Origin of the sequence: Halococcus sediminicola (genome assembly GCF_000755245.1) — an archaeon.
Taxonomy (GTDB): domain Archaea; phylum Halobacteriota; class Halobacteria; order Halobacteriales; family Halococcaceae; genus Halococcus; species Halococcus sediminicola.
In genome coordinates this window covers 1-15,650 of sequence record NZ_BBMP01000027.1, presented here as the reverse complement: position 1 = coordinate 15,650, position 15,650 = coordinate 1, and the positions used below count along the sequence as shown (strand labels likewise).

Here is a 15,650-nt window from a genome sequence, read left to right as displayed (position 1 = left end):
ACTACGCAGGAATCTCCTTCTCGTCACGATCCCAGTGGCGGTGTTCCGCGATGGCATCGCTGAAGGTGTCTACGAACGCGTCCAGATCGTTGCTATCGTGGCTCGTCACAATACCGTCCTCCGAAACGATATCTTCATCATCCGAAACATCGACGTCCGACAGGCCCACTTCGTCGAACATCTCAATACTATCACCAAGCGCAGCGATTGGTTTCTTGTGCTTGAACGCTTCCATCACGAAGTGTTTGGCATTGCCCTGCTCTTTCAGGGTATCGACGCTCTCGCTGCCGCCTGGAACGAAGACCGCATCGTACTCGATGGAATCGGTCGTGACGTGACTCTCGTCGGCCATTACTTTCTCGCCATTTTCACCTGTTTTCTCGCCGAGTACCTTCGAGACGACCGTGACCTGTGCGTCCTGCGTTTCGAGTCCCGACGTTATCTCTTCGACGTGTTCGTCGTCGAAACCATCCTCGACAAGGACGGCAATCTGGCGCGATTCGATAGTGTCTTTGACAGTGTTCTCTTGGCTCAGCGCGGGTGAGGTCTTGTCGTGGTCTTGGTGGTGTGGCCCGGGTTCGTCGGGCGGTTCGACCCCTATCCCTTCGGCCGCTCGCACGGCAAACTCGTGATCAACATTGTTGAAGATCTCGTACACAATGCGTTCGCGGACTTCTTTACTCTCAACGCTGCCCAACTCGAAGTGGGTTGCGTCGATGATGTGCTCTTTCTCCACGTCTGACATGCTGTTCCAGAACAGCTTTGCCTGACTGAAGTGGTTCCGGAAGCTCTCGCTTCGCTCGCGGACTTTCTTCCCCTCAACCTTTTCAGCGTGATGTGTGTAGGCTCCCTCTTCTTCAGTGGCTTCTCTCGGATAATCACTCTCCAGCGAGTTTGGGGAGTACGAGGTCTTTCCTTTGTTCACCGTTTGGCGCATGAATCCGGCGCGTTGGTTATTGTGGCGTTTTGCGAGAGGCCGATTGATTGGGAGCTCGTCCCAGTTTGCGCCGCCAAAGCGGTTCAACTGTGTATCCTGGTAGGAGAACATCCGGCCCTGTAGCAGGGGGTCGTTCGTGAAGTCGATACCTGGGACGACGTTGCCGGGGTGGAACGCCACCTGTTCGGTTTCGGCGAAGAAGTTGTCGACGGTTTCGTTGAGAACCATCTTCCCGATGCGCCGGACGGGTACGTCCTCTTCGGGGATGATCTTTGTCGGGTCGAGCAGATCGAAGTCGAACTGGTCGGCATCCTCTTCCTCGACGATCTGCACCCCGAGTTCCCACTCGGGATAGTTTCCGCTCTTGATTGCATTTCCGAGGGCGTTGCGGTTGTAATCGGACGCTTTCCCCCACAGTTTCGCCGTCTCATCCCATAGTAACGAATGGGTACCGTATTTGGGAAGCCAGTGGAACTTCACGAACCGCGACTTGCCCTCGTCGTTGACAAAGCGGAACGTGTGGACGCCGAAGCCTTGCATCATACGATAGGCGCGAGGCAGGGCGCGATCCGAGAGCACCCACATCAGCATATGGGTGATTTCAGGCGTGAGTGAGGCGAAATCCCAGAACGTGTCATGGGCCGTCGCCGCCTGTGGTGTCTCGTCGTCAGGTTCAGGCTTGACCGCGTGGACCAGATCGGGGAACTTGATCGCGTCGTGGATGAAGAAGATCGGCATATTGTTCCCCACGAGGTCGTAGTTCCCCTCTTTCGTGTAGAATTTGGTAGCAAAGCCACGAACGTCTCGTACAGTGTCACTCGATCCTCTCGATCCCACAACCGTCGAAAACCGGGTGAAGACGGGCGTTTTCTGATCAGGATCGGTGAGGAACTCCGCTTTCGTGAGCTCCGAGACGTCGTCATATTCCCCGAGATCCGGGTCCTCGTAGGGTTGGTAATAGCCATGCGCACCCGTTCCGCGAGCGTGGACTACGCGTTCGGGGATAGACTCGTGGTCGAACTGGGTCATCTTCTCCCTGAAATGGAAGTCCTCCATCAGGGTCGGCCCACGCTCGCCGGCTTTGAGCGAGTCGTCCGTATGGTTGACGCGCACCCCTTGGTCGGTCGTCAGGTGTTCGCCAGCGTGGTCCTCGCGTACTTCGTCGATCTGTTCCTGTTTACTTCCCTCGTCGAGATGATCACGGGCCTCATCGGTGGTTCCATGTAGATCCTCGTTCTCTGCTATCTCTCCGGCGTCCTCGGCATTTTCTTTATGTTTAGTGGTTTCTTCGCCGATTCCCTCGCCATCAGTGGTGTCGCTCCCGTTGTTTGACATCAATTACCACGGACAAGTAGTAGATGCATAAAGATACACCGGACATTTGCAAGGGGAGTTAAGTTTCAAGCTATGCAAAGCTGGTTGAGGCCTCCGATAGAGATCTCATGTTTTCATTCTATATTGATAGCTAAAGACTCAGAGCGGATAGTAGTGAATGTCAGAAAACTATCAGTAGCGGCTCAATCTTCTAAGAATGGTTCGCTTTCGTCACTCAAGTTGTCGTTGAGTCTAACTAGCGACAAATGAAGACCGTGTTTACAGTGGTCCCTCCGCATCCATATGTTTCGCTGCTTGGAGCATCATTCCTTTCCATGTCAGTCCGTTTCGCTCCTTGATTTCTTTGAGTCGTTCGTACTGATCGTCATCCACGGTAAATCGGATCTCCATGCGGGGTATTGACGGACACACTAACATGGGCATTACTACATGAATATCTCCTTAATTGCGTGCTCAGGCATTATCATTAGGTGAAACAAGAGACACAATACTGTGTATGGCTCGACCGGAACTGTACGCGCTGAACGCCGCGGATTGGGACTACGAGTACAGCGCGATGATGCGCAATCAAAAGCTGGGTGAGACGTATCCTTCACTCACCCCGTTCTACGTGATTGATATCCCGAAGAGACGATATTGATCGATACCGGCACTAGCTACGAGATGCTCGAAAACCCTGAGAAGTACGGTCCATATGGGGCGGGTTATATCGACAAGTTCGCCGCCGACGAAATCGAGATGAGCGAGGACCAAAAGGCAATCAATCAGATTACCGATCTTGGCTACGACCCTGCTGACCCTATCCAACAGAATCTCTACATCGAAGGAGATTTCGGCGTGTTCCACTCCCCGGAATACAGCGTGACTGCGATCAGCGGAAACTACGACGTCTTCGGTGACGGCACAATCGAGTGCATCCCGACGCCGGGTCACTCTCCAGGCCATCAAGCAGTGAAAGTCGAATTAGAGGATACAGGCACAGTCATCCTCGCGGCCGATCTCGCGTTTATCCAAGAAGCCTACGAGAAAGAACTCCAACCGGCGTTCGCATGGGATACCGAACACGCGATCCGTTCAAACCGAAAAATCCGGAATTTGGAACGAAAAGAGAATGCCGAGGTCTACCTCGCCCACGATCGCAAGCATTTCGAAGAACTCCCAAACCCGCCTGAAAGTCTCGTCTAACCGCAAATTGGTGTAGCAGAATGCATTTACGAATACGCGTTATAATATTGTGAATATGGATCAACATATTCTTGTCCCGATTGATGGCTCTGAGCAAGCAAGTAATGCCTTGAAATATACGTTAACTCACCATTCGGGGGAAGAAATCATAATTTTTCACGTCATCAATCCAACAGATATGACACCCTACGTGGGAATGGATGGAGGTAGAGTAGCCAATTATAAGGAGGTTCACTCACAGAGACAGGAGCAAGCTGAACAACTGTTGGCTGAGGCGAAAGAGCAAGCCGACGAGAACGATGTTCCCGTCTCTACCGAATTCCAAACTGGAGATACAAACCGCGCTATCGTTGAATTCGCTGAGAAACACGAGATTGACCATATCATCATTGGAAGTCACGGTCGCTCCGGTGTGAGCCGTATCCTTCTTGGAAGTGTTGCAGAAAAAGTTGCTCGTCGCTCACCAGTTCCAGTCACCATTGTGCGATAATATTCTGAATTTGACAAGATATCGACGTTCTTTCACTGATATTCAGGTATTTCCTGCCCGCTAATCTCAATGTTTTATATATTAAGAAAATATTCGGTTCAACTACAATTGTATTCCTGAAAATGATGTGTCAATAGCACTCATTCTGTAAGTGTGTCTTTGAGATTGGGCCTGCCGAATATCGCTCAAGCTATCATAAAAAAGACCAGCAGCGTTCTACTGGTGCTGTTTGTACAATAGGTGTCTGATACTGGGGGTTCGCTACCACGGAATGTTGACTGACACAAACACCAATCAGAACGTCCCTGCAAAAGGTGTTTGTGTGCGAAGCGGCTACTTTAGGTTGACTAGGCTGGGTAGTTAGGCCCTGCTCGCTTCCCGCACTACGGTCTTCAGCGGGGGCTGAACCGAGTGTGTCCGGACAAATCGGCGCGGGCCCCGCAAGCCAACTGAGAAGTCTCATCCGTCGGGGGCGACGGTTCGCGGTCGGTCGTCTGCAGGGACGACCGGCCGCGATTGATCGGCGGCAGTCCGTCAAGCGCGGAAGCGAGCAGCGGACTGCCGGACGGCCGTTGCTCGACGGGTCGCGGGATGGAGGAGGCACGCAGGTCTCCCCGTGCCGGAACGTCGGGCGATGTGGACTAGCCACCATGCAAACATATCCGAGAGTAGTTTGCGTACTGCTGAGCGAACGTCATGATAAGGATGAAATAGTGCCCAAACAACTTCGGGAAGGACGAAGCGTTCGATTGTCACCCGTGTAATATTCATAATACAATACCATGAACCAACCATACTCAGATTCATCCGCTGCGGGACACCGCCCTGACGGATTGATTCGCGAGCGTGACCACGTCCGCGGCCCAGATGACGCTCGCCTCACACTCGTCCTATACGGCGACTTCGGCTCTTCTGAGTGTGGCGAGATCTATACCGTGATTGAAGAAGTACGCGAACAGTTGGGGTCGCAGCTCCAGTATGTGTATCGGCATTTCCCGCTAACCGAACTGCATCCGAACGCGAAGCACGCTGCCGAGGCGGCCGAGGCTGCTGCCACACAGGAGAGGTTCTGGGAAATGTATGACCGCCTCTACGAGCACCAGGGAGCAATTGGCGAGACAGATCTGACCGAACACGCAAAAGCGCTTGAGCTTGATACTGAACAGTTCGCAGCAGACCTTGACGATCATCGGCACGAAGAACGTGTCAGAGAGGACTTCCAAGAAGGGCTCGATAGAGGAGTGAATCGCGCACCAGCGTTATTCATCAATGGCGAACGGTACGAGGGGCAACACACGGTTGAGGCACTCCACCGAGCACTCACGGAGTCGGATCAACTCTCCGATACACCCGCGAAAATGACTAATAGCGGCGATCGCACTCCTTCCCAAGACGACCTTCGCGAGACGTTGGATCAATCTGAGCGAGGTGCGCCGGCGGCGGGATCGGCGGTTCGCGATCGGTTCTCGGCGGACGAGATCTTCCAACGGATCGTGGCGACCGCTCACGATGAATTCAGCCAGAACAACCGTCTTTTATTTTTGAGTGGGCTCGCGGCCGGGTTCGCGATGAGCCTCTCGTTTGTTGGCACGGCCTCGCTGACCGCATTGATCTCCGGCGATGGGGGATCCGCCTCGGCGGCGGGGTACCTCCTGTACCCGCTCGGGTTCGTCTTCGTAGTGTTAGGAAGCTACCAGTTGTTCACCGAGAACACGATTACGCCGGTGACACTTGTAATGACCCGAGTTGCATCTGTTCCAGCACTCCTCCGTGTGTGGGGTATCGTATTCACCGCGAATGTCCTCGGGGTGGCGTTGAGTGCGTACGTGTTGGCCAACACGGGCGTCTTTTCGCCGTCGGCAGCGAGCGTCGCTGGAGAGATTGGACGTCACTTCTTCGAGCTGTCGTGGTGGGATATCTTCTGGAAAGCCGTATTTGCGGGCGTGCTCATTGCCGGAATGGTATGGTTGATCCACGCTGCACGGGATACGGCTGCTCGGGTACTGGTGATCTTTATACTCACCTACGCTGTGGGGGCCGCGGAGCTGTCTCACTCCATTGTTGGATCAGCGGAGACGTTGTACGTGGTGTTTAGCGGTGAGGAGTCGTTGTGGGCATTTTTCACTCACTACCTTGCACCCGCGACGCTCGGCAATACCGTCGGTGGCGTCCTACTGGTCGCGCTATTGAACTACAGCCAGACGCGCAACCGGCGACTCCAAAACCGCGACCAGCGCGGACTTACACTTGACTGGTCAGATTGGTTATTCGGCAACCACATTGGTCAGCCAATCACGCCCTCGTTCCCGGATTCCGAGGATGACCCCAGTAAGCCCGATTAACTGCAGTCTCAGCTTTGCAGGTGGAAGCTTGTATTTGAGAGCGTGAATGAAAATTCGCACATCTCGATAAGTAATAACTTCTACTAAGACGAAGAATAAATGCTGCCGGTAATGGACAGTATGTTGGTTTCGGTCTTCTTGCCGGTCGGGAAGACTGCTACGAGCGGCTCCGTCGCGCCAAATCGGGCGCGACGGTATCCTGCGTCCATTGCGAAAGCGGCGAGGTCAGTAAGGAAGGACCACTGGGAAGGACGCCCAGCAGTACTACTGCAACACCTGCGAGACGTACTTCAACGATCTCACCGGGACCTGTTCGAACACCACAAGTTCCCTATCGGGGAGCTATTCTACATGCTTAAGGAGATACGATATGTGCCGACCGCACAGATCGCTCGGGACCTTGACCGAGACTACGAAGCCATCCTCAACTTCGTCCACGAGATTCAAGACCGCTGCAACGACATCGCTGACTTCACGCTCAACGACGTCTGTGAAGTCGACAAAATCTACGTTACTGCGGGCAAGAAAGGCATAGAGCAAGAAAGCCCGCGCGAACGCGGGCTTTCAAAAAAGGATATGGAACCTTTCAACGAGACAAACCACCGGTCGTGACACTTGTCCGTCGGAGCGACGGCCAAGTTCGGTTTCTGGTTCGGGAGAATCTCCAGAGTGTCGACGAAAACATCGCCGAATGCGGCAACAGGAACGTAATTCTATGTACCGACGACTACAGAATCTACAACGAAATCGACGATTTCGACGCGATTGACGGCCATTTAGCCGTCAATCAGTCTGAGACATACATGATCGGCGATATACACATGAACATGTGCGAGAACCGCCACGGCTTCGTGCGGCAGTGGCTCGAGAGGTTTCGAGACGTCTCAAAACACCATCTTCAGCGCTACCTTGACTTTCTCGATCTTCAGTTGAATGCTGCTAAAGACTGGTTCAGAAACTGCTGAGTGATGATTCACCGAGATGATTGTTAGAACAAATACAGTTGATTATCAACTCGACACTCCGGAATTCGTAATAATTTCACCAATTATGCGTATATAATAGCTATTCAACACAGCAAACACTGGTAATCTCATGCTTGTCCTCTTCTCGTAGTGAAGAGTTTTGTCAACGGCCACTAACCACCAGTATGGATGATGAACCGGATGCGGACCTGAACACCACCGAACGAGAGGCGCTCCACGACCTTCAGCTTGGTATCGAACATTTCCATCGAGGCTACGGGCACCTGCTCGCGTTCCACCATGCGGTCGGTCGGGGGATGAATCGATTCGAGGACGCTCGCGAGAAATTCCGTGAAACTGGCCACGAGGGCCCAGTGGATGCACTCCGCGACGATCTCCTCCCAGCCGGTGTGTTCGACGAGCGCTGGAGCTATGAACTCGTCGAGACGTTCGCCGACGGGTTTCTTGCCGCAGCGGTTGAGTTCGAATCGGACGTGCGCAAGGAGTTGGCCGACGGACGCCGCCACGTCACCGAACGTCACCAGCGACGCGCACGGCGCGAGCGCAGCGAGGATCACCCGACAGATCAAGACAAGTAGACCGACAGGTGATCAGGTGGCCGATGCCGCCACCAAGCGGAAGAGGAGCTTTTGCACAATTGGCTTCTTCCGCTTCAACGCTGTCGTTCTACATGAACCTCGTGATCTCCCACCTCTTCGGCCATGCAGTCGCTGATGCCGAGAAACTCAGTACTTCACAAAGCGGGTTAGGTGAACGGGCTGCTTGGTCGGTTGATGCAGCCGGACCAAGCAGCCAATGAACTCACCGAAGAGCAGGTGCTTAACTTTCTCGTCAATGCCCTCGACGAGGAGATCGATATCGAACTCGGCGAGAACGCCGATATCGACTCTGAAGACATCTGGGACGTCCTCGTCGGCGCAACAGCCGACGAGGACTCGGTCAGCCACCTCTGCGAGATTTCAGAGGAATCACCCCACGGCAACACGATTCTTCACCACCTCCGGACGAAGTTCGAGCTCGGAGAGCTCGAACGAGTCGGCAAGACGCTCATCCAACAGGATATCCTCGAACTGCTTCCAGATCGGCCGGTGGAGGTCGGCGACGACCTCCACCTCCGTCCGTACTACGGCGAGGAGTACGACTCCGAGGAGGAACTCTACAAATCACTCGCTAAAGCCGGAACAACGTCGTTCCACGGCTATGCCACACTCTACGCGCGGGTGCGCAACAAACGCTACGCGCTGGCGGTGCGCCGTCTGACCGACGGCGACACCGCCAGCTCGATCCTCGCGGAACTGCTCGGCGTACTCGAAGGCCTTGACCTCAAGGTCGAGGCCGTCTACCTCGATCGGGAATTCTACGATACGTACTGTTTGACGCTGCTCGCTGCCCATAACTACGCTTTCGTCATGCCGATCGTGAAGTGGGGTGAAGCGATCCAGACCGAACTGAGCCAGGGCTGGAGCCGCGTGATCGACCACGATCTCCGAGGGAAAATCGACGGTCACACGTGGACCGTCGATTTCCCGGTCTACATCGACTGCACCTACCAGCGAGGAAAGTACGACGAGGAAGGTGTGGCGCGTCACGGCTACGCCGTCGACGCGCCGTTCATCGAGACGCCACACCAGGCTCGGAAGTACTACAGCCGACGCTTCGGGATCGAATCGACCTACCGTCTTTCTGAACGAAGCATCGCGTCGACAACGACACAGAATCCGGCGGTGCGGTTCCTATACGTGCTGATCAGCTTCCTTCTCCAGAATGCGTGGCGGTATCTCCACTGGGAGTACGTGGCGTCGCCGCGCCGAGGCGCGCGACGCCTCTGGCCGTGGCGATTCGACGAGTTCCTTGGGATGATACGGCGAGCAGCGGAGACGGCGCTCACCGTGCGTCGCGCCGTCCCCGCAAATAAGCCACCAGACGACCGCTTCAGACGCTAATCCACCGACCGGGAACGCCCGCTTGGCGAGTGGCAACACCGTCGCGTCGGCGGCGGAACGCCGCCGACTGCGACAGGTACGATGCTCTCGGTGTCGAACCACTCTCCTCAGCAGTTGCTCGGTACCGATTTCTCCACCCAATTCACGTCTCAGAAGCAGTCAACTGACGTGCTTTGTGAGGTACTGAAACTAGCTGTCCCATACGAAGAACACCCCGCAACCCGTCCTGTCGCCTAAGCACGGATAGGCGACGTTTATACTATCGAATACCGAGGTTGATGAAAGATATAATAATTCGAGATGTTTCACGGTGATTTTGCAAATTTCGCTGTTCTCGGACCGATTGCAAGGAATTGTGCTAATTTTGCTTAATCAAAATTAAAAGCGAGGACCGGTGTGATTTCGATAGCATCAGATGCTCTCGCAGTTCAGATAGCTGAAGAGTGAGTGGAAGCATTCGTTTCTGAAGCGAGTGCGTGATCAATGTTCTGACGTGCGGTACGGAGTGTTTCGGTGAGGCTGGCGATATCCGTCAATACGGGATAGGTCACCGGCAGCGATCGATATAGATATTCCGTGAATTCGAGGTCGATGTGATGAGTACTGGGGACGCGCTGTTTGTGGAGGGTGGTCTGACGGTCAGCAGCCAATCGGTCGCATTCGCGTTCTCGTGCGTGGAGATCTTTTCGGACAGTAGCAAGCTCTTCGTCTGGCCACGTCTGGAACGAGTGTGTGGAAAGTACGTCATCGAGATCAGCACCTAACTCGGTGAGAGCTTCATCGGCACTCTGGAGGGCGTTATACTCGTTCTCGAGACCCTGGAGTAATGCGTGGCGACTCTCGCGCGCTTGGTTACTGACTTCGATGAGTCGGTCGCGGAGTTGTGGCGTGAGTTGGTCACTGTTGAGTGCTGCAGCAGCGGTTTCGGATCCAAACTCTTCGGCAATGCTCTCATCGAACGAATCACCGTACTCTTCAGGGTAATGCTCGACTCCCATGACCGTCTTCCGATACAGCTCGCGCACACGTGCGAGTTGATCTGATTCCGAGTGCAATGATCGGGTCTGCTCACGTACTGTCTGGACAGGTGTGGAGCAATCTAATCTCGTATTCGAATCGATGCTCTCCACCGAGAAATCCGAGAGTCGGTCGATAAAGCTCGTAAACGCTCTACGTTCGCTCACCGTACGATCCCGATCAGTCACGACGATGTCTATTGCAGACCGGACATGGGTCGGAACGAAACGTGTAGTCATTGGTTACCGAACGAGACGCGTGCACATAGGTCTATTCGCCACCAATCACCGTTTCGATATAAGCAGAAAAGAGGTGTCAATTGCCACGGGGAGGAAGACTGTAGGTTCGCTCATCCGCTCCGGTTGAGTGTCAAACGAACTCGCCGACGAGAATTTGGCAGGGTGCGTGCGGGTGTCGTAGTTGGGGGATTCCGACAGAGACATCTTGACAACAGGGTGTGGTCGTGCCGATCACGCTCTCCTTCGAATGTAGAAAAGTAGTGATAGGGGACTCCCGGGGTTGCCCGACGTTCCAGTGCGGGGAAACCCGCGTGCCTCCTCCACCCCGCGACCCGTCGAGCGACGGCTGTCCGGCGGTCCGCTGCTCGCTTCCGCGCCTGACGGACTACCGCCGATCAATCGCGGTCGGTCGTCCCTGCAGACGAGTGACCGCGAACCGCCGCCCCCGACGGACGAGGCTTCGACGTTGGCTTGCGGGGCCCGCGCCGGTCTGTCCGGACGCACCTGGGGTTCAGCCCCCGCTGAAGACCGTAGTGCGGGTAACGAGCAGGGCCTAACTGCCCGGCCTAGTCCGATTCATAATCGGCGCTTCGAACAGAAGCATCTTTTGGGCGTTCCGATTGGCATTCGTCTCATAGAGGCCGTCGAAGGAACTTACCGTCGATGGTCACCCTCGATGGCCAAGATAGACGGTAGAGGGTGTCATAGAACTCTTGTCACACCGTGATGATCGTGCTGTCTGGATTGTCTCCACGCTCGTAGTTGGTGATAGCGACGACAAGCCACAGACACAGCGCGAGAAAGACCTGCCGCTTGCCAGTGTTTTCGTGTCGTGCCTTGTGTAACATTTGGCCTTTCACAGACATCTATATATTACATAAGGCATCAGAGGCGACGCTGAAGACGGCATTGTTAAATCGAGTTCTCCAGCTGTTCGACAGGGGCAGTTATCTAGAGCTTGATGACCGCGCAAGTGATTGTAGTAGTGTGTAGGCGGCCAGTGCTCCGCGCTGAACTGACCGCCGTTCCACGTTTCGTGGAAGCGGCCGATGCGCATCGTATACGTCTGAAATAGCTTCTTGATGATGCTGCGCTCGGAGTAGTCAAGGTGGCCGGTGAGATTGGTCTTGGCAAGCGCCGTTAGGTAGGCCATGCCGTCGACGAGGAACACCGCGTCTCCGACGCGGAGTTGCTCTTTCAACTCGCGGAGAAACGTCGTTGCCGGGTCTTGCCGCGACGCTGAGAAGTCGTGCGTAGAGCACGGCTTTCGAATCAACGTCAATAGTGGCGTAGAGCCACACTTTTTCCTCCTCAGCGAGCTGGATCTATTTCTCGTCGACCGCGATACGATTCGGTTCGGCGGTGAATTCTTGCTCACACGCGTCTGTGTAGCGTGAAACCAATAATGGACAGCCTGTCGGGTTCGGCTGATGCCGAACCACTCTAGGAGCGAATCTCCGCCAGCGACCTCGAGACAGCGTGGAGAGCGCACGCCAGCTGTATCGGGCCGGCTGGCGTGCGTGGTTCGTCCAAAAACGCTACGTGAGAGGATTCCGTGTCAGCGAACAGGAGTTCCTCAAGCATGACTACCAGCCTCAAAGAACTCCGTCCATTGTAGCGCTCGATTTAATAGTGCCTCCCCGCCGGTTGTATCCTAAATAGGATACACGTATTGTCTATAGATACGCTGCTCTGTTTCAGAAATCACCACAACGTAGCTGGCTTCACTGGTTTTCCGATTGAATGGGGTGCTTGAGCGACTACACAGTATAGGGCAGATATTAGTGGCTTGAATTGGCCGGGATGGTGTTTTAATCGATACGGTGAGTCAATGGCGTGTCAGACGCCGAGAAATCAATTCCGTCGAATTCAAACAAAACTTCAGATATGGTAGAATGGACCGAACACGAGCCACCGGAAGGGAAGTATCAACGCCTCGATGCGGACGGACAGCTCGACGGCGATTCTCCAGCGTTCGACGACGAACTGCTGGCGATGTACCGAACGATGGTCGCCACCCGGACGCTGGAGGACAAGATGTTGAACATGCAGCGCAGCGGCGAGGCGAGCCTCGTCGCGCGCTCGCGCGGCGAGGAAGCGACGCCATTAGGGTGTGCTGCCGCGCTCGAACCCGACGACTGGATCTTCTACACCTACCGGCAGAACCCGGCCCTGCTCTACTGGGAGTACCCGATGGCCGAGATCGTCGCCGGCGACATGGGTGCCGAACCCGAGACAGTCGCCGAACATCTCGACACCGACGAGCCGGAGGTCAATTTCTCGCCGGATTACACTCCAGTGGGAGTCAATACGACCAACGCGGTCGGGATGGCGATGGCTGATAAACTCAACGACCACGAGACGGTGACGATGGCATTCATCGGCGATGGCTCCACCAGCGAGGGCTCGTTCCACGACGCGATGAACTTCGCAGGGGTGTTCGAACCCCCAGTAGTGATAATCTGTCAGAACAACCAGTGGGCCATCTCCGAGCCTTCACACCGGCAAACAGGAGCCGAAACGTTCGCCAAGAAGGGCGAGGCCTACGGGGTTCCCCACGAGCGCGTCGATGGCAACGACATCTTCGCCGTGCGCGAGAAAGCCGAAGAGGCCGTCGAGCGCGCCCGCAACGGCGAGGGACCGACGTTCATCGAGTGTGTCACCTACCGGATGGAGGAGCACAACACCTCGGACAACCCCGATGTCTATCGTGACCCCAACGAGCAGCGTGACGAATGGGAAGAGAAGGACCCCCTCGACCGCTACGAGACCTACCTCCGGGAAGAGGGTGTGCTCAACAACGATCTCGCCGAGGAGATCGAGGGCGAGGTCAACGAACAGGTTTCGGCAGCCGTCGATGCGGCCCGCGACGTACCCGATTCCGGGCCCGAACGGATATTCGACCACCAAATTCACGGCGAGCCGTGGAATCACGCCCACCAGCGTGCGGAGTTAGAACGCGAGCAGAACGGCCAGAATCCCTTTACCGACTTCGACGGGGAGGGGTTCGATGAGTGAAGTCTATCCGAGCCCAGCGTCCGAGCGCGACACGAGCGACGAGACTGAGAACATCGATCTCGTGACTGCCGTCAACCACACCCTCCATCAGGAGATGGCACGAGACGATGGGGTCAGAATCATGGGCTACGATATTGGTCCTATCGGTGGCGTCTATCGCGCGACTGAGGGATTGCTGGACGAATACGGCGACGAGCGCGTCATCGACACACCCCTGTCCGAGAACGGCATCATCGGGACCGCCGTGGGTATGGCGATGGCCGGCGAGCGCGTGGTCCCCGAAATCCAGTTCATGGGCTTTTCGTACCCCGCGTTCGGCCAGATCATGTACGCGCTCGTGAAGATGTACGACCGCACGGGCGGCGATATCGAGGTTCCTCTTACCGTTCGGATGGCCTACGGTGGTGGCGTGAAGGCGCTCGAATACCATCAGGAATCGACTGAGACGTACTATCTCCACACGCCCGGCGTGCGGGTGGTCTGTCCAAGCACACCCTATCAGGCAAAGGGGCTGCTCGCGGCGAGCATCCGCCATGACGACCCCGTGATCTTCATGGAGCCGAAGAAAATCTATCGCGGCGGCGAACAATCGGTGCCAACCGATGACTACACCCTGCCGCTGGACGAGGCGCGGCTGGTCCGCGAGGGAGAGGATGTGACGGTGCTGACATGGGGGGCGATGGTGCGTCATGCGGTCGCGGCGAGCGAAGCGGTGGATGCGAGCGTCGAGGTGGTGGACATCCGCTCGCTCTCGCCGCTGGACGTCGAGACGATACTGGAGTCCGTGAAGAAAACAGGGAGATGCGTCGTGGTTCATGAGGCACGGCGAAGCCTCGGGTTGGGTGCGGAGCTGTCAGCGCTGGTCAACGAGTACGCTCTCGATCGGCTGAAAGCACCCGTCAAGCGCGCGACGGGCTACGACGTGCACTTCCCGAGCCACGACATTGAGGACGATTATCTGCCAGACGAGGAGCGCGCCCAACATGCTATCGAGGCGGTGATGAGCTATGAATTCTGAACACACCATTCTGACAGGCGAGCATCGTGTGGCGAACGGTCACGGTCAGTGGGGCGAACAATGAGCTACGAGTTCGAGCTTCCCGACCCCGGCGAGGGGCTGACCGAGGCTGAAATCCAGGAGTGGCATGTTGAGGAGGGTGACGAGGTCGAAGAGGATGACGTGCTCGGTGAGGTCGAGACCGACAAAGCCGTCACCGACATCCCGTCACCGATTTCGGGGACGGTTCAGGAACTCCCAGTCGAGGAGGGGGAGACGGTCGAAGTCGGCACAGTCATCGTCGTTTTCGACACGGGCGAAAAAGAGGAAGAAGCGGACGAGGAAGCCCAAGAGCAAACCGAGGAACAAGCAGAAGAGGAAGCCGACGAGGCCGAGGAAGAAACCGAAGGAGAGGAACCCGAAGAGGAAACTGAAGAGGCCGAAGAAGAAACCGAACCGGCGGAAACCGAGAGTGAGGAACCCGCAACCGGCGACGAGCGGGTCTTCGCCGCACCGAGCACGCGGCGCTACGCACGCGAGGAAGGCATCGACCTCGCGGACGTGGAGGGATCCGGTCCCGACGGGCGGGTGTTGCGCGAGGACATCGACGAGCACGCGGGCGGAGCGGGGACGGAAACGGCCGAAGCCGGAGGCCTCCATCCGAGCGTCGACATCGAACCCACATCGATAGACGAGGACGAGTCCCGGTCGGAGCGCAGGGACCTCTCGGGACTTCGGGGACAGATCGCTGCAAACATGACCCGATCACTGACCGTCACTGCACAGCTCACGTCCGGGTTCGAGGCCGACGCCACCGAACTCGTCGCGCTCAAAGAGCGCCTGAACGAAAAACACGACCAGCATATCACCTACACGCCGATTCTGTTGAAGGCGGTCGTGCCCGCCTTGAAAGAGTTCCCTCTGGTGAACGCAAGCATCGACGATAGCACTCAGGAAATCGTCTCTTATACACATCTGACGCTGCCGACGATATGCAGTGTGTAGATCTTGGTGGGCGGGGTTTCATTAAACAAAATAAAACATAACAATAAGATCAACTGAACAACAAGCAGTACGTAAGCACACGTACAGACTCGTCCTACAGAAGCACACAGCTAGCACTAGCATACACACGCTATGATGCACATGACAGCGTAACTA

General features: G+C 55.9%; 10 protein-coding genes, 2 other RNA genes and 1 pseudogene. 9 read left to right on the top strand and 4 right to left on the bottom strand.

All coding sequences use genetic code 11. From position 1 onward, the window contains the following. Position 1: 1 nt before the first annotated feature. Positions 2 to 2,272 carry a catalase gene (locus tag ACP97_RS18240; protein ID WP_049999278.1) on the bottom strand — a complete coding sequence of 757 codons (2,271 nt, stop codon included), beginning with the start codon at positions 2,270 to 2,272 and terminating at the stop codon, positions 2 to 4. Positions 2,273 to 2,935: 663 nt separating this feature from the next. On the opposite strand from ACP97_RS18240, the gene ACP97_RS18235 reads away from it, so the two are divergent. The 7 genes and pseudogenes from ACP97_RS18235 (at position 2,936) to ACP97_RS18210 (ending at position 9,218) form a co-directional block, all read left to right on the top strand. Further along, the gene (locus ACP97_RS18235; protein WP_237561242.1) at positions 2,936 to 3,457 is read left to right on the top strand and encodes an MBL fold metallo-hydrolase; all 522 of its coding nucleotides are present in this window, start codon (positions 2,936 to 2,938) and stop codon (positions 3,455 to 3,457) included. Between the two features lie 55 nt (positions 3,458 to 3,512). Next, entirely contained in the window at positions 3,513 to 3,947 is a 435-nt protein-coding gene (locus ACP97_RS19455) for a universal stress protein (protein ID WP_079977717.1), read from the top strand. 340 nt (positions 3,948 to 4,287) lie between these two features. Continuing rightward, an RNA gene (gene ffs, locus ACP97_RS19450) (signal recognition particle sRNA) lies at positions 4,288 to 4,591 on the top strand. Between the two features lie 138 nt (positions 4,592 to 4,729). Continuing rightward, positions 4,730 to 6,289 (top strand): formate/nitrite transporter family protein, encoded by a 1,560-nt coding sequence (locus ACP97_RS19445; RefSeq protein ID WP_079977716.1) that lies wholly within the window; start codon positions 4,730 to 4,732, stop codon positions 6,287 to 6,289. Positions 6,290 to 6,400: 111 nt separating this feature from the next. Further along, positions 6,401 to 7,254: pseudogene (locus ACP97_RS19440) on the top strand (IS1595 family transposase). A 185-nt stretch (positions 7,255 to 7,439) separates the two neighbouring features. Further along, positions 7,440 to 7,853 carry a hypothetical protein gene (locus ACP97_RS19435; RefSeq protein ID WP_079977715.1) on the top strand — a complete coding sequence of 138 codons (414 nt, stop codon included), beginning with the start codon at positions 7,440 to 7,442 and terminating at the stop codon, positions 7,851 to 7,853. A gap of 195 nt (positions 7,854 to 8,048) precedes the next feature. After that, the gene (locus tag ACP97_RS18210; protein WP_049999275.1) at positions 8,049 to 9,218 is read left to right on the top strand and encodes an ISH3 family transposase; all 1,170 of its coding nucleotides are present in this window, start codon (positions 8,049 to 8,051) and stop codon (positions 9,216 to 9,218) included. A 428-nt stretch (positions 9,219 to 9,646) separates the two neighbouring features. Here ACP97_RS18210 and ACP97_RS18205 read toward each other — a convergent pair whose 3' ends face one another. From ACP97_RS18205 to ACP97_RS20595, 3 genes are all read right to left on the bottom strand, one after another. Further along, entirely contained in the window at positions 9,647 to 10,474 is an 828-nt protein-coding gene (locus ACP97_RS18205; RefSeq protein ID WP_049999274.1) for a DUF7260 family protein, read from the bottom strand. Positions 10,475 to 10,738: 264 nt separating this feature from the next. Beyond that, an RNA gene (gene ffs / locus ACP97_RS19430) (signal recognition particle sRNA) lies at positions 10,739 to 11,051 on the bottom strand. Between the two features lie 279 nt (positions 11,052 to 11,330). After that, the gene (locus ACP97_RS20595) at positions 11,331 to 11,675 is read right to left on the bottom strand and encodes a hypothetical protein (protein WP_237561240.1); all 345 of its coding nucleotides are present in this window, start codon (positions 11,673 to 11,675) and stop codon (positions 11,331 to 11,333) included. A 686-nt stretch (positions 11,676 to 12,361) separates the two neighbouring features. Here ACP97_RS20595 and ACP97_RS18195 point away from each other — a divergent pair. Then, a complete protein-coding gene (locus ACP97_RS18195) occupies positions 12,362 to 13,492 on the top strand; it encodes a thiamine pyrophosphate-dependent dehydrogenase E1 component subunit alpha (protein ID WP_049999273.1) in 1,131 nt (376 codons plus the stop codon). Further along, complete coding sequence (locus ACP97_RS18190; RefSeq protein ID WP_049999272.1) at positions 13,485 to 14,510, top strand: alpha-ketoacid dehydrogenase subunit beta; 1,026 nt, start codon at positions 13,485 to 13,487, stop codon at positions 14,508 to 14,510. Before ACP97_RS18195 ends, ACP97_RS18190 begins: the two co-directional genes overlap by 8 nt. The last annotated feature ends 1,140 nt before the right edge of the window (positions 14,511 to 15,650 follow it).

Excerpts from the sequence above, each read along its gene's own strand:
- ACP97_RS18240 (WP_049999278.1), bottom strand. The coding sequence starts at position 2,272 with ATGTCAAACAACGGGAGCGACACCACTGATGGCGAGGGAATCGGCGAA.
- ACP97_RS18235 (WP_237561242.1), top strand. The coding sequence starts at position 2,936 with ATGCTCGAAAACCCTGAGAAGTACGGTCCATATGGGGCGGGTTATATC.
- ACP97_RS19455 (WP_079977717.1), top strand. The coding sequence starts at position 3,513 with ATGGATCAACATATTCTTGTCCCGATTGATGGCTCTGAGCAAGCAAGT.
- ACP97_RS19445 (WP_079977716.1), top strand. The coding sequence starts at position 4,730 with ATGAACCAACCATACTCAGATTCATCCGCTGCGGGACACCGCCCTGAC.
- ACP97_RS19435 (WP_079977715.1), top strand. The coding sequence starts at position 7,440 with ATGGATGATGAACCGGATGCGGACCTGAACACCACCGAACGAGAGGCG.
- ACP97_RS18210 (WP_049999275.1), top strand. The coding sequence starts at position 8,049 with ATGCAGCCGGACCAAGCAGCCAATGAACTCACCGAAGAGCAGGTGCTT.
- ACP97_RS18205 (WP_049999274.1), bottom strand. The coding sequence starts at position 10,474 with ATGACTACACGTTTCGTTCCGACCCATGTCCGGTCTGCAATAGACATC.
- ACP97_RS18195 (WP_049999273.1), top strand. The coding sequence starts at position 12,362 with ATGGTAGAATGGACCGAACACGAGCCACCGGAAGGGAAGTATCAACGC.
- ACP97_RS18190 (WP_049999272.1), top strand. The coding sequence starts at position 13,485 with ATGAGTGAAGTCTATCCGAGCCCAGCGTCCGAGCGCGACACGAGCGAC.